Consider the following 21,434-nt stretch of genomic DNA (forward strand, 5'->3'; position numbering starts at 1 on the left):
CGAATTGCTTCCGAGGGTCCCGGCCAGGGACCTGCAGTCCGGCGGGAATCAAGCCACCCGCCTTACCGGAAGGATTCGGGCCATGCGCACATCACCCAACCGTCTCGTCGCCACCGTCTTCGGAGCCGTCTACCTGCTGGTCGGCCTCCTGGGCTTCGCCGTCACATCCGGGGTTGGCTTCGCCGCCACCGAGGGCGCCAACCTCATCATTTTTGAAGTCAATCCGCTGCACAACATCATCCACCTCGCCATCGGCGCCGCACTCCTCTTCGCCGGGGTGAAGGGCACCGCGAGCGCCCGCACGGTGAACACCACCGTTGGCGCCGTGTACCTGCTGGTCGGCGTGCTGGGCCTCTTCCTGCTGGCCTCCCCGCTGAACATCATCGCGCTGAACGGTGCGGACAACGTGCTGCACCTTGCCAGTGCAGTGCTCCTGCTGGGCGTCGGCCTGTCGCTCGACAAGTCCCCGGCGACCGTACGGGCATAGGGACCATGTCCCAGCAGACGGCAACCGGCATTCCGTCCCTTCCGGCGTCCCCGCCGGACGGGGAGGGATCCAAGCCAGCGGCAGTCCGGCTCTTCGTCGGTTTCGCCGGTTTTGGGGCCGGGACGGTCAATCTTGCCATCTCCTCGAGCTTCTTCGCGTTGGGGGCGGAAGGTCCTGGAGCGGTTGGATACGCGGCGGGCGGACTTGCCGGACTGTGGGGAGCCGGGCTCCTCGCCGCTGCCGTTGTTTACCTGGCCAGGGGAAGTCTCCCGGGCGGCAGGGCGGCAGGATGGACCCTCGTCGCAGCGGCCGGGGTCCATGTGGCAGCCATCCTCCTCAGCACCCCTGCGACGTCGGGGCTTAACCTGAGCCAGGCGGCCGCCCTGCTGCTGACCCTGATGATCATTGCGGCTCTCGCCTGGCTGCGCCGGACCTCCGGGCGGCTGCGGGTACCTCCGGCGGGCGCTGTCCCCACCGGCAAACCCGGCCGGCTGCTGCTGGCCGCCTTCGCAGGTGCAGTTGTAGTCGCAGGAATTACGACGCCGGGACTCGCCGCTTCAACGGCGGGTCAGTTCGCCGTCCCGCACGGCGAACACGGTAGCGCTCCCGCCACCGGCGGGCACCACCAACGCTAGGAGCGTTCCACAAAAGGGCCCTCCACAAAAAGAGCCTCCGTCCCGCTTGCCGCGGAACGGAGGCTCTTTCTGTTAGCGGTGGCCAGTGGAGGCCGCCGGGGTTGGAACGTCAGTGGTTGACGGCCTTTTCGGCGCCCACTCCGGTGAGGGAACGGACTTCCATCTCGGCCTGCTTCGCGGTGTCTTCGCGCTTCTTGTCGAGGACGGTTCCGAGCCAGCCCAGGAAGAAGGCCAGCGGGATGGACACAATGCCCGGGTTGCTCAGCGGGAAGAGCGCGAAGTTGGCGTCCTTGATCATCGACGTTGCTCCGCCGGACACCACCGGGGAGAAGATGATCAGCACGATGGCTGCACCGAGCCCGCCGTACATGCTCCACACTGCGCCCTGGGTGGTGAACTTCCGCCAGAACAGGGAGTAGATGATGGTGGGCAGGTTTGCCGATGCCGCCACGGCGAAGGCGAGGGCCACCAGGAACGCCACGTTCTGGCCGTTGGCGAGGATGCCGCCCAGGATGGCCAGGACGCCGATGACCACTACGGTGCGCCGGGCAACCTTAACTTCGGTGTCGGCGTCGGCCTTGCCCTTGGAGATGACGCTGGCGTAGATGTCATGGGCGAAGGACGCGGCTGCGGTAATGGTCAGGCCGGCCACGACGGCAAGGATGGTGGCGAAGGCCACGGCCGAGATGAAGCCGAGGAGCAGCGGCCCGCCGAGGTAGAAGGCCAGCAGCGGAGCTGCCGAGTTGACGCCGCCCGGGGCGGTCCTGATGGTTTCGGGACCCACCAGGGCTGCGGCGCCATAGCCGAGAACCAGGGTGAACAGGTAGAAGAGGCCGATCAGCCAGATGGACCACACCACGGACTTGCGGGCTTCCTTGGCAGTGGGGACCGTGTAGAAGCGCATCAGGACGTGGGGCAGGGCGGCAGTTCCCAGGACCAGGGCAAGGCCCAGGGACATGAAGTCGAGCTTGGAGGTCTCGGTCTTGCCGTACTGCAGGCCGGGGTTCAGGACGGCCGGGTTGTTGGCGGTCTCCACGGCCGCGCCCAGGAGGCTGGAAAGGTTGAAGCCGTAGATGGCCAGCACCCAGAGCGTCATGACCGCCGCACCGGCGATCAGCAGGATGGCCTTGATGATCTGGACCCAGGTGGTGCCCTTCATGCCGCCGATCAGGACGTACATGATCATGAGGGCGCCGACGACGATGATCACCAGTGCCTGTCCGCCCCAGTCGCTGATGCCCAGCAGCAGGGAGATCAGGCTGCCGGCACCCGCCATCTGGGCCAGGAGGTAGAAGAAGCACACAGCCAGGGTGGAGATGGCCGCGGCGATGCGGACGGGCCGCTGCTTCAGCCGGAAGGAGAGCACGTCCGCCATGGTGAACTTGCCGGTGTTGCGCAGCAGTTCAGCCACCAGGAGCAGCGCCACCAGCCAGGCCACCAGGAAGCCGATGGAGTACATGAAGCCGTCGTACCCGTTGATGGCGATGGCGCCCGTGATGCCCAGGAACGAGGCCGCCGAGAGGTAGTCGCCGGCGATGGCGGTTCCATTCTGCGAGCCCGTGAAGGAACGCCCGGCAGCGTAGTAGTCAGCGGCGGTTTTGTTGTTCCGGCTGGCCCTGAACACAATCACCATGGTGACGGCCACGAAGATGCCGAAGATGCCCATGTTCAACAGGGTGGTGTCCTTGAGTGCGGCGACGTCCACCGCGGCAGCTATGTTGATCATTTGTTGACTCCACCTACCCGGTTGCCCTGCTTATCGAATTCGTGGCCCTCGATCTCGTCCCGGATCTCCTTGGCGATGGGGTCCAGCCGCTTGTTGGAGTAGTGGACGTACCATCCCGTGATGGCGAACGTGGAGACGAACTGCAGCAGTCCGAAGATCAGGCCGATGTTGATGTTGCCCCAGACCTTGGTGGACATGAAGCCCACGGCGTAGTCGGCGAGCAGGACGTAGGCGAAGTACCACAGCAGGAAGGCGATTGCCATGGGGAAAACAAAGCTGCGGTGTCGCTTGCGCAGTTCCTGGAACTGCCCGGTCGACTGGACCTGTTCAAAGTCCACGGACGCCGCTGCGTCCGGAGTATGGGCATCGTTACCCATCGTTCCTCCTCATTGAGACTTGCCGGGACACACCGGGCGGTTGGCCCTGGGCTGGGACACCGGAAGTGTGACTGCAATCACTGTGCTGCGCGGGGACCGCTACATTCCAGACCTGGCCCCGGTGCGGTCGCCCAGCGGTCGGAATGCTGCGGCAAACGGCACCCGCCGCTACGCTGGGCAGCATGCCGGACTCCCCCCTCCTGACCGCCGCGGCCGTGGCCGTGATCGCCATGGCCATCGCCGTCGTCGTCGGCGTGGGACTCAAGGTGCTCCGTTCCTTCCGGGACCTTGGCACTGACGCGGAGCGCGCCACGTACCACACGCTCCACGCCGCGTCCCAGGCTGGCCAGCACCTCCGCCGCGGCCTTAATCCCGCGGGCGCGGCGAAGGCCGGCCGCCAGCTGCGCAGCCTCCTCGGGTGTGACGCGCTGGCCATCATGGACACCTCCGGTGTGCTGGCGTGGGACGGGGCCGGCGAGGAGCTGAAGCCCCGGCTGATGGACCTTGCTGCCGGTGTCCTGGCGGGCGGCCGGACAGCCGTCCTCCCCGCCGGAGAGGCCAGCGGGGCCATGGACGCCACCGGCGGCCCGCTCGCCGCTGTCATCGCACCGGTCCGCGCAGGCACCCGGGTGGTGGGCGCCGTCGCCGCCTTCGCGCCATCCGTGGGTGCAGGACTGGTCCGGGCCACCAGCGAGGTGGCGGACTGGGTGGCCGTGCAGGTGGAGCTCGCAGAGCTGGACGCCTCCCGCACCCAGCTGATGGAAGCCGAGGTGCGGGCGCTGCGCGCCCAGATCAGCCCCCACTTCATCTACAACTCGCTGAACGCGATCGCGTCCTTCATCAATACGGATCCGGCACGGGCGCGGGAACTGGTGGTGGAGTTCGCCGATTTCACGCGCTATTCCTTCCGCCGGCACGGGGACTTCACCACGCTTGCCGAGGAACTGCGGTGCATTGACCGCTACCTGCTCCTGGAACGGGCGAGGTTCGGAGAGCGGGTCCAGGTCAGCCTGCGCGTGGCGCCCGAGGTGCTTGGCACCGTCATCCCGTTCCTGAGCCTGCAGCCGCTGGTGGAAAACGCCGTCCGGCACGGGCTGGAGGCCAAGGAAGGACCGGGCCACATCAGCATCACCGCGGACGACGCCGGCGCGTTTGCCCAGGTCACCATTGAGGACGACGGCGTGGGCATGGACCCCGAACAGCTGCAGTCAATGCTCGCGGGGCACAGCGACGGGGAGCACGTGGGGCTGCGGAACGTGGACGCCCGGCTGCGGCAGGTCTACGGCAACGGCCACGGCCTGGTCATCGAAACCGCTCCCGGCGAAGGGACACTGATCACCATGCGGGTGCCCAAGTCCCAGCCCGGTCACGACGCGTGACCTGCCCACTGCCGACGGAAAGCTAACCTAGGAGCATGATTAACGTCCTCGTCGTTGATGATGAGCTGCCCGCGGTGGAAGAGCTCGCATTCCTGCTGGGCAGGGACGCACGGATCGGCACGGTCCTCCGGGCGACGTCCGGCAGCGAAGCCCTCCGTGCCCTGTCCGCCGGGTCTGTGGACGCCGTGTTCCTGGACATCCATATGCCGGCCGTGTCCGGCCTGGACATTGCCCGGGCGATTTCCGCCAGCAGCCACCCTCCGGCCGTGGTGTTTGTCACGGCTGATGAGGAACACGCCCTGGCCGCCTTCGAACTCGCCGCCGTCGACTACCTCCTCAAACCTGTCCGGGCCGAGCGCCTGGCCCGCTCGGTGGGCCGCATCAGTGAACTGCGCGACGGCGGCAGCGCCCCGGAGATGATCACGGTGGACCAGGGCGGCACCACCAGGATGATCAGGCGCGACGACGTCACGTACGTCCAGGCGCAGGGAGACTATGCGCGGCTGCACACAGCCGATGCCAGCTACCTGATCAGGGTGCCGCTGGCCGAACTCGAGCAGCAGTGGGCGGAGGCCGGCTTCATCCGCACGCACCGGTCCTACCTGGTGGCGCTCAAGCACGTCAGTTCCATGAAGCTGGCTGCCGACGGACCCAGCGTCACGGTGGCAGGCGCCGGCCTGCCCATCAGCAGGCGGCACCTGCCCACCGTCCGGGAGAAGCTCGAGGCCACGCGGATCAGGCCGCAGTCATGACAAGGGTGCGGGTGACGGCTCCAACCACGGCGGCCCGCCCGGCCCAGGAGACGCGGGAAGCCGCGCAGGAGTCGGATGTGGGCCAGGTCTTTGTCCGTTCCCTGATCAGGTCCCAGCTGCGGCTGGCCCTGGTGGTGGCCGGCGGGTTCCTGCTGATCCTTGGCGCGTTTCCGCTGCTGCTGGCCATGGTCCCGGGCCTGGCCGAAACCCGGATCGCCGGGATTCCGTTCGGCTGGCTGCTGCTCGGGGGCGGCATCTACCCGGTAATCGGGCTGAGCGCCTGGCTGTACATCCGGACGGCGGCCCGCAATGAGGCCCGCTACCGCGACCTGGCCGGTGACCAGTGAGGGCGGCGTGAACCCAGGCATAGCGATAGCTGCGGTGGCCGTGGTTTCCGTGGCGACGGCGGTCATCGGGTTCTACGGCCTGCGGATTTCGCGCACCACAGGCGACTTCTATGTTGCGTCCCGGACCGTCCGGCCATGGTGGAATGCCTCGGCCATCGGCGGCGAGTACCTGTCCGCCGCCAGCTTCCTGGGTGTGGCAGGGCTCATCCTGCTGTCCGGAACCGATGCGCTGTGGTTTCCGGTGGGGTACACCGCCGGGTACCTGATGCTGCTGCTGTTCGTCGCGGCCCCGCTGCGGCGTTCCGGCGCCTACACCATTCCTGACTTCACTGAGGCGAGGCTGGATTCGCGCGCCGTCCGGAAGGTCACCAGCCTGGTGGTGGTGCTGGTGGGATGGCTGTACATCGTGCCCCAGCTGCACGGCGCCGCCCTGACCATCCGGATCACTACCGGCCTCCCGTCCTGGGCGGGGTCCGTGGCGGTGGTGATCGTCGTCTGCCTCACGGTAGCTGCCGGCGGGATGCGGTCCATCACGTTCGTCCAGGCGTTCCAGTACTGGCTCAAGCTCACCGCCCTGGCCGTCCCCATCCTGTTCATCATCTTCATGCTGGCCGGCAGCGGGACCCCGGAGTTGTCCCCGCCTGCCGCCAACCCCACCAATGCTCCCCCGGCCGGGCTGTACCAAAACATGTCCCTGCTGGTGGCGCTCCTGTTCGGAACGCTCGGGCTGCCCCACGTCCTCGTGCGCTTCTACACCAACCCGGACGGGCAGTCCGCACGGCGGACCACCCTGATCGTCCTGGGGCTGCTGTCCGTCTTCTACTTGTTTCCCACCGCTTACGGTCTGGTGGGGCGGATGTTTGCACCGGGCCTGGCGCGCGCCGGCCAGGCCGACGCCATGGTGCTGCTGCTCCCCGGGGAACTCGTGGGCGGCACGGCCGGTGACCTGCTCTCGGCCCTGGTGGTGGCAGGCGCCTTCGCCGCGTTCCTGTCCACCACGTCGGGGCTGGTGGTCTCCCTGGCCGGCGTCATCAGCCAGGACGTCCTGGGCGGCGGCGTCGGCGGGTTCCGCCTCGCAGCCGTAATATCCGCCGTCGTACCGCTTGGCTTTGCGTTCATGACCGATTCCTTCGCCCTGGCCGGCAGCGTGGGCCTGGTGTTCGCCTTCACCGCCTCGACGGTCTGCCCGGTGCTGCTGCTGGGCATCTGGTGGCGGGGACTGACCGACGCCGGAGCGATTGCGGGCATGGTGACCGGAGGCCTGCTGTGCGGCGGCGCCATGATCATCGGCGCCATGGCGGGCGCTGCGAGCATTCCGGCCTGGCTCGCCCAGCCTGCCGCGTGGACCGTTCCCACAGCGTTTGCCGTGATGGTGCTGGTCTCACGGGCCACGGCAGGACGGGTGCCGAAGACCATGGCACGGGTCATGACCCGCCTGCATACGCCGGAAAGGCCGCTGGCTACGGAACGCTGAATGGGTGGACAATTACGCCATGTCCACCGACGGCGGCAGCCCGGAAAGCGAGCACGACGCGGTGCCGCCGTCCGTGCGGGCGCAGTTGCTCGCCACCGAGCACTGGGGCCTGCTGGCATCACGCAGCACCGCCCAAAGCGAGGTGCTGACCCGGATCAGCATGTTCCTGACCTTCACGTCGGCCAGCGTGGTGAGTGCGGCGCTGGTAGGACAGGCCACGAAATTTTCGGACGACTTCGTCCTGCTCGCGGTGATCGTGCTGTGCATCGACGTGGCCATGGGGCTGCTCACGCAGGTGCGGGTCCTGAACGTGGCCCAGGAGGACCTCATGTACGTGACCGCCATGAACAGGCTGCGGGCGGCGTACGTGGACCTGGACCCCGGTGTGGCGCCGTACCTGATGGCGGCCTGGCACGACGATGAGGCGGGTTCGGCACGGACGTACTTCTTCTTTGGAAACCGGAGCGCGTTCAGCCATGTGGCCGGGAGCAGCATGGTTTTTATGAACTGCGCGAATGCCGCGCTGATCGCCATTCTCTCGGGACTGCTGCTGACTCTCTTGGGGGCAGGGACGACGGCGGCGGTCATCGTGGGAGCGGTCTGCGGCTTCGCTTTCCTGGCGGCTTCCGCGTACTACGGATACCGTGCGTACGCCGGGATCTGGAGCATGTACACGCCCCTGTCCCCCACCCCGCCGGACGGACCCTAGCCGTTAGTCGATGGCGGCCATGAGCTCGACAACGCGGTCAAGGAACGCGTCCACCTGTGCTTCCTCGTAGCCGTCGCGGCCTGTGGCAGGGCGGAAAACGGCCCGGCGGACGCTGTCCACGCTCAGCGGCTTGTCCTGTTCCAGGTACGCCACGAGTTCATGGCACAGCCTGTCCACATCGGTCGTGTTGTAACTGCGGGCCTTCTTCTTTGCGGGCCGGCGGAAACGCTCGCCGTCCGGGCGGTGGAGCCGGCCGCGGAGGATGCCGGAGAGGTTTCCGATCTCCCGCAGCCAGGCGTCCTCGCCGTGGGCTGCGATCAGATCGTCCCGTTCCCTGCGGGCGAAGGCGTCTTCGAGGCGGTCAAGGGCGGCGTCCACAATGGATGCTGAATATCCGCCTTTGACGGGGTCGAAGGACACGGCCCGGACGTCTGCGCTGTTGATCGGCTGGGCTGCGGATTCCGGAGTTTCGAGGGACACGCGTGCCCGCTGCAGAAACTGGTCCACCTGCTTGGCGTTGTAGCCGTATTCACTGCGCTGCACGCGCTCAAAGGACGCAGGGATCTGCTGCCGATGAATGTCCAATGCCACTTTGATTCCTTCGATGCTCTTCAGCCGTAGCGCCGCTGCACCAGTTTATGGGTGCCGGGGCCCGGCCAGGGTTTGTGTCAGGCTCCGGCGAGCAGTCCGTAGAGGACGAAAACCACCGGTGATGCGAACACGATGGAGTCGAGCCTGTCCATGACCCCGCCGTGCCCGGGCAGGATGCTGCTCATGTCCTTGACGCCCAGTTCGCGCTTCACCATGGATTCGGCGAGGTCGCCGGCCGTGGAGGCGGCCACGGTGCCGACGGCCAGCACGACCCCCACCCACCAGGGCTTGTCCAGCACGAAGAGGCAGGCCAGGATGCCGATGAGCACGGCGCCGGCCACTGAACCGGCGAATCCCTCCCAGGATTTCTTGGGACTGATTTTCGGTGCCATGGGGTGCTTCCCGAGTGACGCACCCACCAGGTAACCGAACGTGTCGTTGGAGACCACCAGCAGGAGCATGACCGCCACCTGCCAGGCTCCTTCGGGGATGGTCCCGCCGGGCCAGAGCCCCAGTGGGGACGCCCCGCCGGTGGCGTGCAGCGGCAGGGCGGCGAAACTGATGAAGAACGGCACCCAGCCCAGGGTGAAGACACCCGCGAAGATGCTGTTGGCGGACCCTGCAGCACTTTCCACGGACCGCCAGAGCAGCACGGCCACGGAGCTGAGCAGCATGGCAAACAGCAGGCCTTCGATGCCGCCGAGGTATGCCACGAACGGCATGGCCACCGTTCCGGTCATGACCGGAACGATGGGCATCCTGGTGCCGTTGGCTTCGAGGGCCCGGTAGATTTCCCAGACGCCGAATACTGCGAAGGCAGTGGTGACGGCTACGAATCCGAGCGGGAGGAACAGCAGCCCGCCCAGGACGGCGAACAGCATGGCCAGGCCCACCACGACGGCGGCGGGCAGGTTCCGCCCGGCCTTCGGCGTCGGGTTGCTCCTGGGCTGCTTCCCCCGTGTGCGCGCCCGTGGGGCGGGGGCCTGATCTGCCTGGCCCATCAGACTTCGAGCAGCTCTGCTTCCTTGCGCTTCAGCAGCTCATCGATGCCGTCAACGTGTGCCTTGGTGAGGCCGTCCAGTTCCTTTTCGGCCCGGCTGCCCTCATCTTCGCCGGCTTCGCCGTCCTTGACCAGGCGGTCCAGGGTTTCCTTGGCCTTGCGGCGGATATTGCGGATGGAAACCTTGGCGTCCTCGCCCTTGGTCTTGACGATCTTGACGTATTCCTTGCGGCGTTCCTTGGTCAGTTCCGGGATGGTGATCCGGATGACGTTGCCGTCGTTGGACGGGTTCGCGCCGACCTCCGAGTCGCTGAGCGCACGCTCAATGTCACGCAGGGCCGTCTTGTCGAACGGGGTGATGAGGATGGTGCGGGCGTCGGGGATGGCGAACGAGGCCAGCTGCTGGAGCGGGGTGGGTGAGCCGTAGTAGTCCACCAGGACCTTGTTGTACAGGCCCGGGTTGGCCCGGCCGGTGCGGACGGCAGCGAAGTCTTCCTTGGCTACCTCTACGGCCTTGTCCATCTTTTCTTCGGCTTCGAGCAAGGTTTCTTCGATCACGGTCTCTCCTCAGATTCTGGTGCAGTCCGGGGCACCGGTTCCCTGCACACACGTGGTTCTCTGTTGCTGCTTCCGTCCCCGCCGGCCGGGCGGGGACGGAACTGTCCTGAAAACATCCTAGCCGGAGCTAGGCGGTGACCAGGGTGCCCAGCTTTTCGCCCAGGATGGCGCGGGTGACGTTGCCTTCACCCTCCATGCCAAAGACCACCATGGAGAGGTTGTTGTCCTTGCACATGGTCATCGCCGTCTGGTCCATGACCCGGATGTCGCGGCGGAGGGCATCGTCGTAGCTGAGGGTCTCGAGCCGTTCAGCGGTGGGATCCTTTTTGGGGTCGGCCGTGTAGACGGCGTCCACACCGCTCTTGGCCATCAGGACAACGTCGGCGTGGACCTCAAGGGCCCGCTGCGCGGCTACCGTGTCCGTGGAGAAGTAGGGCAGGCCGGCGCCGGCACCGAAGATGACCACACGGCCCTTTTCCATGTGCCGGATGGCACGGCGCGGGATGTAGGCTTCCGCCACCTGGCCCATGGTGATGGCGCTCTGGACGCGGGTTTCCACGCCGGCCTGCTCCAGGAAGTCCTGCAGGGCCAGGCAGTTCATGACGGTTCCCAGCATGCCCATGTAGTCGGCGCGGGAGCGGTCCATGCCGCTTTGGGAGAGTTCGGCGCCGCGGAAGAAGTTGCCGCCGCCCACAACGATGGCCACTTCCACCTCGGGCACGGCTGCGGCGATCTGCTTGGCGACGTCGCGGACGGTCTCGGGATCAACACCCAGCTTCCCGCCGCCGAAGACCTCACCGGAGAGCTTCAGGAGGACCCGCCGCCTGCTTTTCTCTGGCTGGATTACAGTGTTGACGGCTTCCATGATGCCTTCCCGTTGATGAGTCTGAAAAAAGGTTATCCTGCCGGGCCCGGTGGTCGGTACCGGTCCCGTTGCATGCAAAAGGGGCGGCCACCGAAGTGGCCACCCCCTCACAGATTCGACTAGGAGCCGACGCGGAAACGCGTGAACGCGGTTCCGTTGACACCGGCCTCTTTGAGGACCTGTGCCACGGACTTCTTGGCGTCCTTTGCGAATGCCTGGTCAACCAGGACCTCACCCTTGTAGAAGCCCGTCACGCGGCCTTCCACAATCTTGGTGAGGGCGGCTTCGGGCTTGCCCTCGGCCTTGGCGGTCTCTTCGGCGATGCGGCGCTCGGACTCAACCAGGTCGGACGGAACGTCCTCGCGGGTCAGGTAGTTCGGAGCCATGGCAGCGATGTGGACTGCGACGTCGTGCGCGGCGGTGGCAGCAGCTTCGCCTTCACCGTCAACAGCGAACAGCACGCCAACCTGGGCCGGCAGGTCCTTGGAGGTCTTGTGCAGGTAAGCGTCAACCGTGGCACCCTCAACGCGGGAGATACGGCGGACAACAACCTTTTCGCCCAGGACAGCGCCTTCTTCGACGACGACCTCGGAGAGCGGCTTGCCGTCAACTTCGGTGGCGAGCAGGGTTTCGAGGTCGGCGGCACCGGACTCAACGGCCACGGCCAGGACCTTGTCGGCCAGCTGGATGAACTTGTCAGCCTTGGCAACGAAGTCGGTCTCGCAGTTGACCTCGATCATGACGCCGACGCCATTGCTGACCTTGGCGGCCACGAGGCCTTCAGCGGTGGAGCGGCCTTCACGCTTGGTAGCGCCCTTGAGGCCCTTGATGCGGATGATCTCGATGGCCTTCTCGGCGTCGCCGTTGGCCTCGTCAAGAGCCTTCTTGACGTCCATCATGCCGGCGCCGGTGCGCTCGCGCAGGGCCTTGATGTCCGCGGCAGTGTAGTTCGCCATGTGAACCCCTCTGTCTAGAAATTTGTTGTGGTGTACGGACCGACAGGACGGCAGCCCGCGAACGCGGGCGGCCATCCTGTCAGCAGCTCCGGCTGGTAAGCACGGAGAATCCGGATTTAGTTGTGTTACTTGGCGTCTTCGGCGGGAGCCTCGGCAGCAGCCGGGGCTTCAGCTTCTTCTGCCGGAGCAGCGGGGGCTGCAGCAGCTTCCTCGGCCTTGCTGCCTTCGAGGAGCTCGCGCTCCCACTCAGCCAGCGGCTCTTCCGGAGCTTCGGTGGCGCCCGTGCCACGGTTGTTGCGGGCGATGAGGCCCTCAGCAACGGCGTCGGCAACAACGCGGGTCAGGAGGTTCACGGAGCGGATGGCGTCGTCGTTGCCCGGGATCGGGAAGTCGACTTCGTCCGGATCGCAGTTGGTGTCCAGGATGGCCACAACCGGGATGTTCAGCTTCTTGGCCTCGTCAACGGCGAGGTGTTCCTTCTTGGTGTCCACGATCCAGAGCACGGAGGGTGCCTTGGTCAGGTTGCGGATACCGCCGAGGTTGGACTCGAGCTTGGTGAGTTCGCGCTTGAGGAGCAGCAGCTCCTTCTTGGTGTATGCGGAACCGGCGACGTCGTCGAAGTCGATCTCTTCGAGTTCCTTCATGCGCTGGATGCGCTTGGCGACAGTCTGGAAGTTGGTCAGCATACCGCCGAGCCAGCGCTGGTTCACATAGGGCTGGCCAACGCGGGTTGCCTGCTCGGCAATTGCTTCCTGGGCCTGCTTCTTGGTGCCGACGAAGAGCACGGTGCCGCCGTGGGCAACGGTGGCCTTGACGAACTCGTAGGCGCGGTCGATGTAGGACAGCGACTGCTGAAGGTCGATGATGTAGATGCCGTTGCGCTCCGTGAAGATGAAGCGCTTCATCTTCGGGTTCCAACGGCGGGTCTGGTGTCCAAAGTGGACGCCGCTGTCAAGCAGCTGGCGCATAGTTACGACGGGCATGCCGACGCTCCTTCCGGCAGGTCATTCATGAGAGAGCCCGGAGGCTTCTTACCCTGCCAATAGTTGACGGTTGATTAGCGTGGCCCAGGCCGGGCCGTGCTCCTGGCATCCATCACACTTCCCATCCGTGCCGTCTGGCTCGGACCGCAGGAGGCGCGATCCTTCACAGGCGTTGCCGGGGCTTCGCCTTGTGGAGGGCTGGATGCGCGTAGTCAGCTGCTGCTCCCCCACACTCCTGAATGAGATGTGCCGACGCAATCCCGACAAGGGGATGCACCGCGGGGGTGAACCACTGGGACGGGAAGCGTTGAGGGCGCAGCAAACTGCTCCACCAAGTGTACTACAGGCGCCTGCGTCCGGCGGACAGCAGCTGCCCAGTCCGGAGGCTTATCCACATAGGCCCGAACGGCCCTGCCGGGCCTGTTTTCGGGCGGCGCATGCTGGGCAGATGAAACCACCGCTCCTCCTGGCAGCCCTCCTGCTCCTGCCCGCGTCGGTGGCGTCCACCACGCAGCCGCTGCCGTCCAGCTTCTCCCCTGCTGTCCAAAGGGCGGGAACGACGGCGGCAGGGGACGGGGGCGCGGCAGTGCCGGCGCCGTCGTGGCAATGGCCGCTTGCACCCCGCCCGAAGGTCCTGCGCGACTTCGATCCTCCGCCCAAGCCCTGGCTGAGCGGGCACCGGGGCGTGGACCTGGGGGCAGCATACGACGGCGCCCCGGTCACCTCCCCCGCGGCGGGAACGGTCAGCTTCGTGGGCGTTGTAGTTGACCGTCCGGTCATCACCATTGATCACGGCAACGGGCTGCGCAGCAGTTTTGAACCCGTGGAGAGTACCTTGGCGGCGGGCAACCCCGTAGCCGCGGGACAGGTCATTGGTAGCGCACTTCCCGGGCATTGCGGAACAAGTGCCTGCGTCCACTGGGGCGTCCGGCGCGGCGAGGAGTATGTCAATCCCCTGCAGTTCGTGACGGACCTGCGGCCGTCCATCCTGCTGCCGCTCGGCGGGCCGCCGTAGTCCCGGTGGGCGTCCGGCGGCAACGGCTGCGGTCAGACGATGGCCGAAATGCCCGTGATGGCCCGGCCGGTCACCAGGGTGTTGATCTCGGCAGTTCCTTCATAGGAGTAGATGGCTTCCGCATCCGCGAAGATCTTGGCCATCTCGAAGTCCGTCACGATCCCGTTGCCGCCCAGGATGCTTCGGCCGATGGCCACGCTGTCCCGCATCCGCTCTGTGGTGAAGGCCTTGGCCAGCGCCGACTGTTCGTCCTTTGCCAGGCCCGCGTCCTCCAGCTGCGAAAGCCTGGCCATCATGCCCATGGAGCTGACGGTGTTGCCAAGGATGCGGACCAGCTGGTTCTGCACGAGCTGGAAGGAGGCCAGCGGCCTGCCAAACTGGTGGCGCTCCACCGCGTAGCGCCGGGCAACGTCGAATGCGGCCATCTGCAGGCCCACGGCCTGCCACGCGACGCCGAGCCGGGTGACCTTGAGGACCTTGTTGACGTCGCGGAAGCTGTTGGCGTGGGCAAGCTTGAAGAAATCCGGCACTATGACGTTGGTCAGGGTGATGTCGGCGTTCTGCACGGTCCGGAGCGAGATCTTGTTCTCGATCTTTGTGGCACTGAATCCTGCAAGGGTGGTGTCCACCAGGAATCCCTTGACCTGGTTGTCCTCAACATCGCGGGCGTAGATGACCACCCAGTCCGAGAAGGTGGCGTTGCCGATCCAGCGTTTGGCGCCGTTCAGGATCCAGTTGCCGCCGTCCCGCCGGGCCGTGGTGCGGGTTCCCCCGGCTACATCGCTTCCGCCCAGCGGCTCGGTGAGCCCGAAGGCGCCGGTCTTCTTCAGGGCGTAGATCTCGGGAAGCCACGCGTCCTTTTGCTCCTGGGAGGCCAGGGCTTCTATGGAGCCCGTGAACAACCCGTCGTGGACGCCCATGAACGTCGCAATGGATGCGTCAGCCCGTGTTACTTCGGCATGGAGCAGTCCCGCAAACAGGTTTGAGTAACCCTGACGCCGGACGGGGCTCACCAGGTCGATGTCGGCGAGCTTGGGGATGAGGTCCATGGGAAATTCGCCGCGGTTCCAGCAGTCCACGGCGATGGGCCGGACCTCCCGCGCCAGGAAGTCCCTGACTTCGCCGAGCCGGTCCTGCTCCTTCGCGCTGAGCAGCTGCTCAAAGGCGTAGAAGTCGCCGTCAGCATAGGGAAGGTCATTCACACTTGGCATGGACGTGGACATGGGTACCTCACAGGTGATCGGCGGTGACCGGCGCCCCCAGGGACGGGGCGCGGTAAGTTACTGGTCAGTAACATACCCCAGATCGGCCTTCCAGCAAAGAACCGGGGAGCAAAGGAACGGCTGTGGGCACAGAAAAACCGCGGCCGAAGAGGTCGGCCGCGGTTTGGGAGGAATGTAGGGCTACTCGGACTTGAACCGAGGACCTTAGGATTATGAGTCCCGCGCTCTAACCAGCTGAGCTATAGCCCCGTGCGCCCCGCAGGTCCCGATCCGTTCGGACATCGGCTCCAGCAGGGCAAAAACACTCTAGCAAACCCCGGAAGAGGTTTAGACCACCTTGTCTTCGAAGCCCGCGCCGCGGTACAGGTCCTCGAAGGTCTGCAGGGTGCCCTGGATGCTGTGCGGCTCCACCATCTGCCGGCTGGCCTGGCCCATGGCCTCGCGCTGGTCCTTCGGAAGCTCCAGGATCTGGGTAATCTTCTTGGCGAGGTCATCGCTGTCATTCGGTGTGAAGAGGTAGCCGTTCTCGCCGTCGCGCACCAGGTGCGGCAGCGCCATGGCGTCCGCCAGCACCACCGGGGTGGAGGCAGACATTGCCTCCAGGGTCACCAGCGACTGCAGCTCCGCGGTGCCGGGCATACAGAAGAGATCAGCCTGGATGTAGGCCTTCCGCAGGTCTTCGTCGCTCGCGAGGCCAAGGAATTTCACCCGGCTGCCCAGGCCGAGCCGCTGCACGAGCTCCTCGAGGGAGGCACGCACCTCGCCGCCGCCCACGATTTCCAAGTGGACATTCAGTTCCGGGGGCGTTTTGCCGATTGCCCTGATGAGCACGTCCACGTGCTTTTCTTCCGCGAGCCGGCCCGCGAACATGACGGTGGGGTGCGGGTGCGGCTCGATCTGCTCGCCGGGCTGGAGCTCGTAGGCGGCAGAATCGATACCGTTGGAGAGCGGCAGGACCTTCCGGAGGAATGCGTGCTCGTGCATGGCCTTGGCCGCCAGTGGTGTTGGTGTGGTGACCACGTCCGCCTTGCCCATCACCTTGCCCATGTCCTTCCAGGAGATGCGCCCGATGATGTCCTTGAACCACTGGGGAAACGGCAGGAACGGGTTGAGGTTTTCCGGCATGAAGTGGTTGGTGGCCACGATCCTGACACCTCGCTTCACGGCTTCATACAGGACATGCTCGCCGATCATGTAATGGCTTTGGATGTGGACAACATCCGGCTTGACCCGGTCGAACAGCAGGCTGATTTCCTTTTTGATCTCCCAGGGAAAACAGATCCGGAAGGTTTCGTGCGTGGGCACGCTGTGGGAGCGGAGCCGGTGCACGGTGGCTTCGTCGCGGAATTCGCTAAAGCTCTTGCCCTTGCCGTTGCGGCAGGCCAGGACGTGTACGTTGTGCCCGCGGCCGGTCATTCCCTTGGCCAGGCGGTAGCCGAACTGGGCTGCGCCATTGATGTCGGGCGGATAGGTGTCAGCGGCGATCAGGATGGTCAGTGGCGTCTTGTCGGCGGGCGTGGTCACGTGGAGGGCTCCTGATGGTCACGGTGCGGACAGCGTCGACTGACTGCACGTCCGGCCTGGCATGTGGCGCCGGGGCTTCGTGGAATTGCTGGGGCTGGTAGGCGGGAATGGGGGCTAGTGGGACGGCCTGCCCGCGGCCTTCCGCGCGTCCTTCTTGCGCTTGGTGACCTCGGGATGGTGCCTGGAAAGGGCGATAACCCCAACGATAGCAAGGGAAGCGGCGGTTCCCATGGCAATCGCCATGACGGCGTGCACGTCCGGCCGCAGTTCCCCCAGGATGACGATTCCGATGGCGATCCCCACGATGGGGTCGATCACCGTCAGTCCGGCAATCACCAGGTCCGGCGGACCCGAGGAGTACGCGCTTTGAACGAACCAAGACCCGAGCCCGCCGGCGGCTACGAGTGCCACCACGGAGTACCACTGCACGTTCAGCAGGAAGAGTCCGTTGGGATCCAGCATGTGCTTGCCGATGATCCGGGTGAGGACGGCCACGAAGCCAAAGAGGACTCCGGCGCCCAGGATATAGACGAAGGCGTTGATCCGGTGCTTGAACATAACGGCCAAAGTGCCGAAGAGCCCGACGGCAAGCGCCAGCAGCAGCACGATGGTGAGCTCCGCGTCCAGGCTCACATGATGGTTCTCCTGCGTCACGTTAACGGCAAGGAGGACAAAGAGCGCGGAGCCCGTCACGCAGGCGGCGATGGCCACCACCGTGGCCCGGTTGATGGTGAGGTCCTGGTCCTTGGCGTTGATGACGGTGGTGATGACCAGCGCAATGGCACCGATTGGCTGGACGACGGTGAGCGGGGCAGACACGAGCGCCACCGCGTTCATGGCCATCCCGGCACCGAGCAGCAGGAGTCCGAAGACCCAGCGGGGATTCCGGAGCAGGCGGAGGAAACCGTTGGAGCTCAGGGCCAGGCCGCCGGTGTCGGCCTTGACGGCGCTTCCCTGGCGCTGGGCCCCAAGGGCGAGGCAAAAGGCCCCAAGCAGCGCAAGCACGACGGCGACCCACACCATCAGGTGGTCCCGCCGTCGTGCCCGGTGCGCATCCTGCCCTTGCGCAGGATCGCCCAGAAGTAGTTGTACGCAGCGATCCAATGGCCCAGCAGGCCCAGCCCGAGCACAATCCAGGCGGCCACGAACAACCCGTCGGAGAACCCGGTGTCCAGCCGGGAGAGGAGCAGCATCGGCGTGCCCAGGAGCAGCAGCCCGGTCCGCACCTTGCCAACAGCGCTGACAGGAAGGTCGGGATGGCCGCCGAACAGCGAGAGTGTCAGCACCAGGAGTACCGCGTCCGGGATGACCAGCGCCGCCAGGTACAGCCAGTGCACGACGCCGGCAATCACCAGGGTGATGGCGACGGCGATCAGCGCCAGGCGGTCGGCGATGGGGTCCAGGACCCGCCCGAGCTTGGAGGCCTGGTCAAAGCGGCGGGCAATGTACCCGTCAATCCAGTCGGTACTGGCCATTACCGCAAGGACAACCACGCCCGCGCCGTACTCCTTCCGCGCCAGGACGAGCCAGATGAAGAGTGGGACCCCCATGAACCGGACCACGGTGAGCAGGTTGGGGACGGTGAAAACCCGGTCATGGTCCACCTGGGGGCGGCCGGGACGGGCGCCGGCACCAATAAACTTCACCCGTCCCCCTTTCCTTCCTGCGGCCTGGTCGGCGCGGTCCTGCAGTTGTTGGCTTGCTGTGTCAGTCCTGCGGTTGTGCCCGGGCGTGCTGGCGGGCAGCCCCGGCAAACCCGTGCTAGTAGGTTCGAAGAAGCTTACGGAGCAGGACCACCAGGACGGTGCCGGCGGCAGCCAAAGCTGCCAGCGGCTTCCAGCGCTTCTGCAGCCCCTCGGTGGATGCGGTCAGGGTGGCCAGCCTTTCGCTGGCGGCGTCCATGCCGCGCCCTGCGATGGCCTGGCCCTGGCGCACTTTGCCCTGGGCGGCCGCGAGCAGGTACTGCGCCTGGGTCTTGACGTCCAGTTCGGTGCCGAGTTCGTCGCGGACATCGGTGAGGTGGTGGCGCCGCTGGTTGAGGCGGCGTGCGAGCTCGGGTTCGGAGGCGTGCGGGTATTCCTTGTCGTGCTCGGCTGCCTTGGCCGCCTTCTCCGCCTTGGCCTTGGCAGCGGCCTCTTCCCTGGCGGCCTTGGCAGCTTTCGCTTCGGGGGTGTTCGGGTCAAGGACCGCAGGGTTGAAGGCCGAGCCTTCCTTGGCAATACCGATATCGTGCCTGATGCCCCGGATGGTTTCCTCCGGCATCAAAGGCATGGCCTTCTTGAATTTGCGGAAGCCGATCAGGCCGCCGATGAGGGCGATCAGCAGGAAGGCCGCTGACACCAGGAGGGCGGCCAGCCACGCGGGCATGATGGTGGCCAGTCCCATGATGGCCGCGACGATGAGCCCGATCACCAGGAAAACGAGGAAGACCAGGGCGACGGCGAAGAAGGCGGCCGCTACTCCGAGCTGGATGCCTTTGCGCTTGAGCTCGATCTTGGCGAAGGCGATCTCATCGTTCAGCTGGCGCGGGGCCAGCCGGAAAAGGAGTTTAAGCGTCCTGGGCAGCGCGGTGATGCGCAATCCCGGGCTGGTCCGCCCGCTGTGACGTCCGCTCATCGGTTCCGCCTTACTGGTTATGGTCGATCCGGCTTCCGTATGCTGCGGGAAAAGTGCCTCGGCACAGTCCCCGCCCCAAAACTACCATTCAGGTTCAGGCCGAACTTCGGGGCTTGCCGGACGGCACGGCCTACAACGCTGAAAATATAGGTAGTGCCGGGCCTAGGATGGTAATCCGTGACCACTCCCTCCAATCCAGGCGATTTGCTGACCCGACGCCGGAAACTTCTGTACATTCTCCTTCTCGGCGCGCTGACCGCCCTGGGGCCGTTCACGATCGACCTGTACCTGCCGGCGTTCCCGGCACTGGAGGCGAGCCTTGGCGTGACCGAGGCCCAGGTCCAGCTCACCCTCGCCGGCACCACCCTGGGCTTCGCGTTCGGCCAGCTGGTGGTGGGCCCCTTCAGCGACAAATTCGGCAGGCGCAACCCGCTGATCCTGGCGACGGCACTGCACATCGCGGCGTCGCTGGGAGCGGCGCTGTCCACTGACATCACCACCCTGGGCATCTTCCGCGTCCTGATGGGTATCGGCGCGGCCGGAGGCGGCGTGGTGGCAATGGCCATGGTCCGGGACCTGTTCTCCGGCTACGCCATGGTTCGGATGTTCTCGCGGATGAGCCTGGTCAACGGCCTGGCACCCATCCTGGCGCCCGTGATCGGATCCCAGCTGCTGCTGGTAATGGCCTGGCCCGGGATCTTTGTCTTCCTGGCCTCCTACGGCACCCTGGTCATCATTGCCGCGCTGTTCCTGGTCCGCGAGACCCTCCCGCCGGAAAAGCGTGGGCAAAGCGGCATGACGGCCCGGCAGCGCTACAAGGTCCTTTTCAGCGACCGGATCTTTGTGGGTCTCCTTTTGGTGGCAGGCCTGAACTTCGGCGGCCTCTTCACCTATCTGTCCGCCTCTCCGTTCCTCTTCCAGGACGTGTTCGGATTCTCCGCGCAGGAGTACGGGCTGCTGTTCGGGATCAACTCCCTGGGCATCGTGGCGGGCGTACAGACAAGTTCGCGGCTGATCAGGAGGGTGCCGCCGCAGTGGATCCTGGCCGGCGCCACGGCCTGGATGTTCCTGATGGCAATGCTGATCGTGCTGTTCGACCAGCTGGGCCTGGGCCTGTGGGGCGTGATGGTTCCACTGTGGTTCTACATCATGGGCACCGGTTTTATGTTCCCCTGCGTCCAGGTGCTGGCGCTCGCCAGCCACGCCTCCCAGGCCGGAACCGCCGCCTCCCTGCTGGGTGCGGCCACCTTCGCGATGGCCGGCCTGATCTCGCCGGTGGTGGGCTGGCTGGGCATCACCAGCGCCACACCCATGGGGGCGGTGCAGGCAGCCTGCATCCTGCTGGCCATCGCGGCCCTCTGGCTCGTGGTCCGTCCGCGCACCGTGCCGTCCATCCACTGAACAGGGTTCTCAAGAACAGGCAATCAAGGAACAGGGCAATCAAGGAGCAGGGTCTCAAGGAACAGGGCCATTAAGGAGCGGGCAATCCAATGACCGGCGATTCATTGCATGGCAGGAAGAAGCGAAAGCCGCACCGGAACGGAAGGGGACTCTTCCTCGGCGTGGTGCTTGGCGCCGTCGTCGGCTACTTCGCGGGGCGGGCACTGGGAAACCCTGCCATGGGCATCGCGCTGGGAGCGGTGGCCGGCGCGGCACTGCTGTACCGGGTCAACCCGGGCCCTTGGAAGCGCCGCTGAGGAGCCGCACCACCCGCTGCGCAGCGCCGCACCATCTGCCGCGCTAAGCCCTTGCCGCGATAAAATAATGTCTGTGCCCAGCTGGCAGGATCCACCGCCGCTTCCGGCCACATGGCAACGGTGCGATGCCGGAATCCTGCCACTGTGGTGGGACCGGCTGCGCGCCCAGACCGGCGAGCAGTCTGCCGCCCTCTACGCCGCCGGGCTCTTCACCGAGGACCGCCGACGGCCCATCGCCCAATGGTTCAATCCCGCCTTCAACGCCGCCCTGCTCGTGGCCCCGGAGACCTCCCCGGAATGGCCGGTGCAGCGCTTTGGAATCTTCTACGCGCCCTCGGACACCGGGTTCGTCCGGATCCACTCCGCACCGCACGAATGGAACCCGCGGCAGCCCCGCAAGTCCCCCACCGAGAAGGAAGCCTTCCAGGCCGCCATTGTGGAAGCCGAGAGGTTCCTGCAGGTGGAAATGGACTTCGTCTGAAGCCCGTCAGATAACCGGCGCCGGCCCGTCAGGAAACCG

The 21,434-nt window shown here is 66.0% G+C and carries 24 protein-coding genes and 1 tRNA gene; 11 read left to right on the top strand and 14 right to left on the bottom strand.

From position 1 onward, the window contains the following. Positions 1–82 precede the first annotated feature (82 nt). Together ACZ9BC_RS16755 and ACZ9BC_RS16760 are read left to right on the top strand one after the other, a co-directional pair. Complete coding sequence (locus tag ACZ9BC_RS16755) at positions 83–487, top strand: DUF4383 domain-containing protein (RefSeq protein WP_275726539.1); 405 nt, start codon at positions 83–85, stop codon at positions 485–487. Positions 488–492: 5 nt separating this feature from the next. Then, complete coding sequence (locus ACZ9BC_RS16760) at positions 493–1,122, top strand: hypothetical protein (protein ID WP_476246909.1); 630 nt, start codon at positions 493–495, stop codon at positions 1,120–1,122. A gap of 109 nt (positions 1,123–1,231) precedes the next feature. On the opposite strand, the gene ACZ9BC_RS16765 is transcribed toward ACZ9BC_RS16760, so the two are convergent. Both ACZ9BC_RS16765 and ACZ9BC_RS16770 read right to left on the bottom strand, forming a co-directional pair. Next, positions 1,232–2,848: a solute symporter family protein gene (locus tag ACZ9BC_RS16765; protein ID WP_079595542.1), complete on the bottom strand. Its 1,617-nt coding sequence runs from the start codon at positions 2,846–2,848 to the stop codon at positions 1,232–1,234. Next, on the bottom strand, positions 2,845–3,225 hold the full coding sequence (locus ACZ9BC_RS16770) for a DUF485 domain-containing protein (protein WP_079595543.1): 381 nt from the start codon (positions 3,223–3,225) through the stop codon (positions 2,845–2,847). Before ACZ9BC_RS16770 ends, ACZ9BC_RS16765 begins: the two co-directional genes overlap by 4 nt. Positions 3,226–3,407: 182 nt before the next feature. Between ACZ9BC_RS16770 and ACZ9BC_RS16775 the strand changes: the two genes are divergently transcribed. From ACZ9BC_RS16775 to ACZ9BC_RS16795, 5 genes are read left to right on the top strand one after another with little or no spacing between them, the layout of a single operon-like run. After that, a complete protein-coding gene (locus tag ACZ9BC_RS16775) occupies positions 3,408–4,604 on the top strand; it encodes a sensor histidine kinase (RefSeq protein ID WP_476246910.1) in 1,197 nt (398 codons plus the stop codon). A 35-nt stretch (positions 4,605–4,639) separates the two neighbouring features. Continuing rightward, the gene (locus tag ACZ9BC_RS16780) at positions 4,640–5,356 is read left to right on the top strand and encodes a LytR/AlgR family response regulator transcription factor (protein WP_476246911.1); all 717 of its coding nucleotides are present in this window, start codon (positions 4,640–4,642) and stop codon (positions 5,354–5,356) included. Beyond that, positions 5,353–5,703 (top strand): DUF485 domain-containing protein, encoded by a 351-nt coding sequence (locus ACZ9BC_RS16785; protein WP_115524136.1) that lies wholly within the window; start codon positions 5,353–5,355, stop codon positions 5,701–5,703. Before ACZ9BC_RS16780 ends, ACZ9BC_RS16785 begins: the two co-directional genes overlap by 4 nt. Positions 5,704–5,710: 7 nt before the next feature. Further along, positions 5,711–7,177 (top strand): sodium/solute symporter, encoded by a 1,467-nt coding sequence (locus ACZ9BC_RS16790; protein WP_476246912.1) that lies wholly within the window; start codon positions 5,711–5,713, stop codon positions 7,175–7,177. Between the two features lie 19 nt (positions 7,178–7,196). After that, the gene (locus ACZ9BC_RS16795; protein ID WP_476246913.1) at positions 7,197–7,886 is read left to right on the top strand and encodes a hypothetical protein; all 690 of its coding nucleotides are present in this window, start codon (positions 7,197–7,199) and stop codon (positions 7,884–7,886) included. A 3-nt stretch (positions 7,887–7,889) separates the two neighbouring features. On the opposite strand, the gene ACZ9BC_RS16800 is transcribed toward ACZ9BC_RS16795, so the two are convergent. The 6 genes from ACZ9BC_RS16800 to rpsB form a co-directional block, all read right to left on the bottom strand. Then, positions 7,890–8,477 (bottom strand): DivIVA domain-containing protein, encoded by a 588-nt coding sequence (locus ACZ9BC_RS16800; RefSeq protein ID WP_476246914.1) that lies wholly within the window; start codon positions 8,475–8,477, stop codon positions 7,890–7,892. A 77-nt stretch (positions 8,478–8,554) separates the two neighbouring features. Continuing rightward, positions 8,555–9,478, bottom strand: coding sequence for a phosphatidate cytidylyltransferase (locus ACZ9BC_RS16805; protein ID WP_115524135.1), 924 nt, complete (start codon positions 9,476–9,478; stop codon positions 8,555–8,557). Continuing rightward, positions 9,478–10,035: a ribosome recycling factor gene (gene frr / locus ACZ9BC_RS16810; RefSeq protein ID WP_079595548.1), complete on the bottom strand. Its 558-nt coding sequence runs from the start codon at positions 10,033–10,035 to the stop codon at positions 9,478–9,480. Before frr ends, ACZ9BC_RS16805 begins: the two co-directional genes overlap by 1 nt. Before the next feature lie 127 nt (positions 10,036–10,162). Next, positions 10,163–10,900 carry a UMP kinase gene (gene pyrH, locus ACZ9BC_RS16815; RefSeq protein ID WP_079595549.1) on the bottom strand — a complete coding sequence of 246 codons (738 nt, stop codon included), beginning with the start codon at positions 10,898–10,900 and terminating at the stop codon, positions 10,163–10,165. A 119-nt stretch (positions 10,901–11,019) separates the two neighbouring features. Further along, entirely contained in the window at positions 11,020–11,856 is an 837-nt protein-coding gene (tsf, locus tag ACZ9BC_RS16820) for a translation elongation factor Ts (protein ID WP_079595550.1), read from the bottom strand. A 125-nt stretch (positions 11,857–11,981) separates the two neighbouring features. Then, positions 11,982–12,839 (bottom strand): 30S ribosomal protein S2, encoded by an 858-nt coding sequence (rpsB, locus tag ACZ9BC_RS16825; protein WP_476246915.1) that lies wholly within the window; start codon positions 12,837–12,839, stop codon positions 11,982–11,984. A gap of 448 nt (positions 12,840–13,287) precedes the next feature. Between rpsB and ACZ9BC_RS16830 the strand changes: the two genes are divergently transcribed. Further along, complete coding sequence (locus tag ACZ9BC_RS16830; RefSeq protein ID WP_476246916.1) at positions 13,288–13,854, top strand: M23 family metallopeptidase; 567 nt, start codon at positions 13,288–13,290, stop codon at positions 13,852–13,854. Between the two features lie 32 nt (positions 13,855–13,886). Here ACZ9BC_RS16830 and ACZ9BC_RS16835 read toward each other — a convergent pair whose 3' ends face one another. From ACZ9BC_RS16835 to ACZ9BC_RS16860, 6 genes are all read right to left on the bottom strand, one after another. Next, the gene (locus ACZ9BC_RS16835) at positions 13,887–15,077 is read right to left on the bottom strand and encodes an acyl-CoA dehydrogenase family protein (protein WP_476246917.1); all 1,191 of its coding nucleotides are present in this window, start codon (positions 15,075–15,077) and stop codon (positions 13,887–13,889) included. A gap of 175 nt (positions 15,078–15,252) precedes the next feature. After that, positions 15,253–15,326: transfer RNA gene (locus tag ACZ9BC_RS16840), tRNA-Ile, on the bottom strand. A 78-nt stretch (positions 15,327–15,404) separates the two neighbouring features. Next, positions 15,405–16,601, bottom strand: coding sequence for a glycosyltransferase (locus ACZ9BC_RS16845; protein ID WP_476246918.1), 1,197 nt, complete (start codon positions 16,599–16,601; stop codon positions 15,405–15,407). 114 nt (positions 16,602–16,715) lie between these two features. Then, entirely contained in the window at positions 16,716–17,624 is a 909-nt protein-coding gene (locus ACZ9BC_RS16850; protein ID WP_079595555.1) for a DMT family transporter, read from the bottom strand. After that, positions 17,624–18,247 carry a CDP-alcohol phosphatidyltransferase family protein gene (locus ACZ9BC_RS16855; protein WP_476246919.1) on the bottom strand — a complete coding sequence of 208 codons (624 nt, stop codon included), beginning with the start codon at positions 18,245–18,247 and terminating at the stop codon, positions 17,624–17,626. Before ACZ9BC_RS16855 ends, ACZ9BC_RS16850 begins: the two co-directional genes overlap by 1 nt. 115 nt (positions 18,248–18,362) lie before the next feature. Beyond that, positions 18,363–19,217: a phage holin family protein gene (locus tag ACZ9BC_RS16860; protein ID WP_476246920.1), complete on the bottom strand. Its 855-nt coding sequence runs from the start codon at positions 19,215–19,217 to the stop codon at positions 18,363–18,365. 177 nt (positions 19,218–19,394) lie between these two features. Here ACZ9BC_RS16860 and ACZ9BC_RS16865 point away from each other — a divergent pair, with 177 nt between their 5' ends. From ACZ9BC_RS16865 to ACZ9BC_RS16875, 3 genes are all read left to right on the top strand, one after another. Beyond that, positions 19,395–20,618: a multidrug effflux MFS transporter gene (locus tag ACZ9BC_RS16865; protein WP_476246921.1), complete on the top strand. Its 1,224-nt coding sequence runs from the start codon at positions 19,395–19,397 to the stop codon at positions 20,616–20,618. Between the two features lie 89 nt (positions 20,619–20,707). After that, complete coding sequence (locus tag ACZ9BC_RS16870) at positions 20,708–20,914, top strand: hypothetical protein (RefSeq protein ID WP_476246922.1); 207 nt, start codon at positions 20,708–20,710, stop codon at positions 20,912–20,914. A 73-nt stretch (positions 20,915–20,987) separates the two neighbouring features. Further along, positions 20,988–21,395 (top strand): hypothetical protein, encoded by a 408-nt coding sequence (locus ACZ9BC_RS16875; protein WP_476246923.1) that lies wholly within the window; start codon positions 20,988–20,990, stop codon positions 21,393–21,395. The last annotated feature ends 39 nt before the right edge of the window (positions 21,396–21,434 follow it).

The organism is Pseudarthrobacter sp. TE3704, assembly GCF_056279405.1.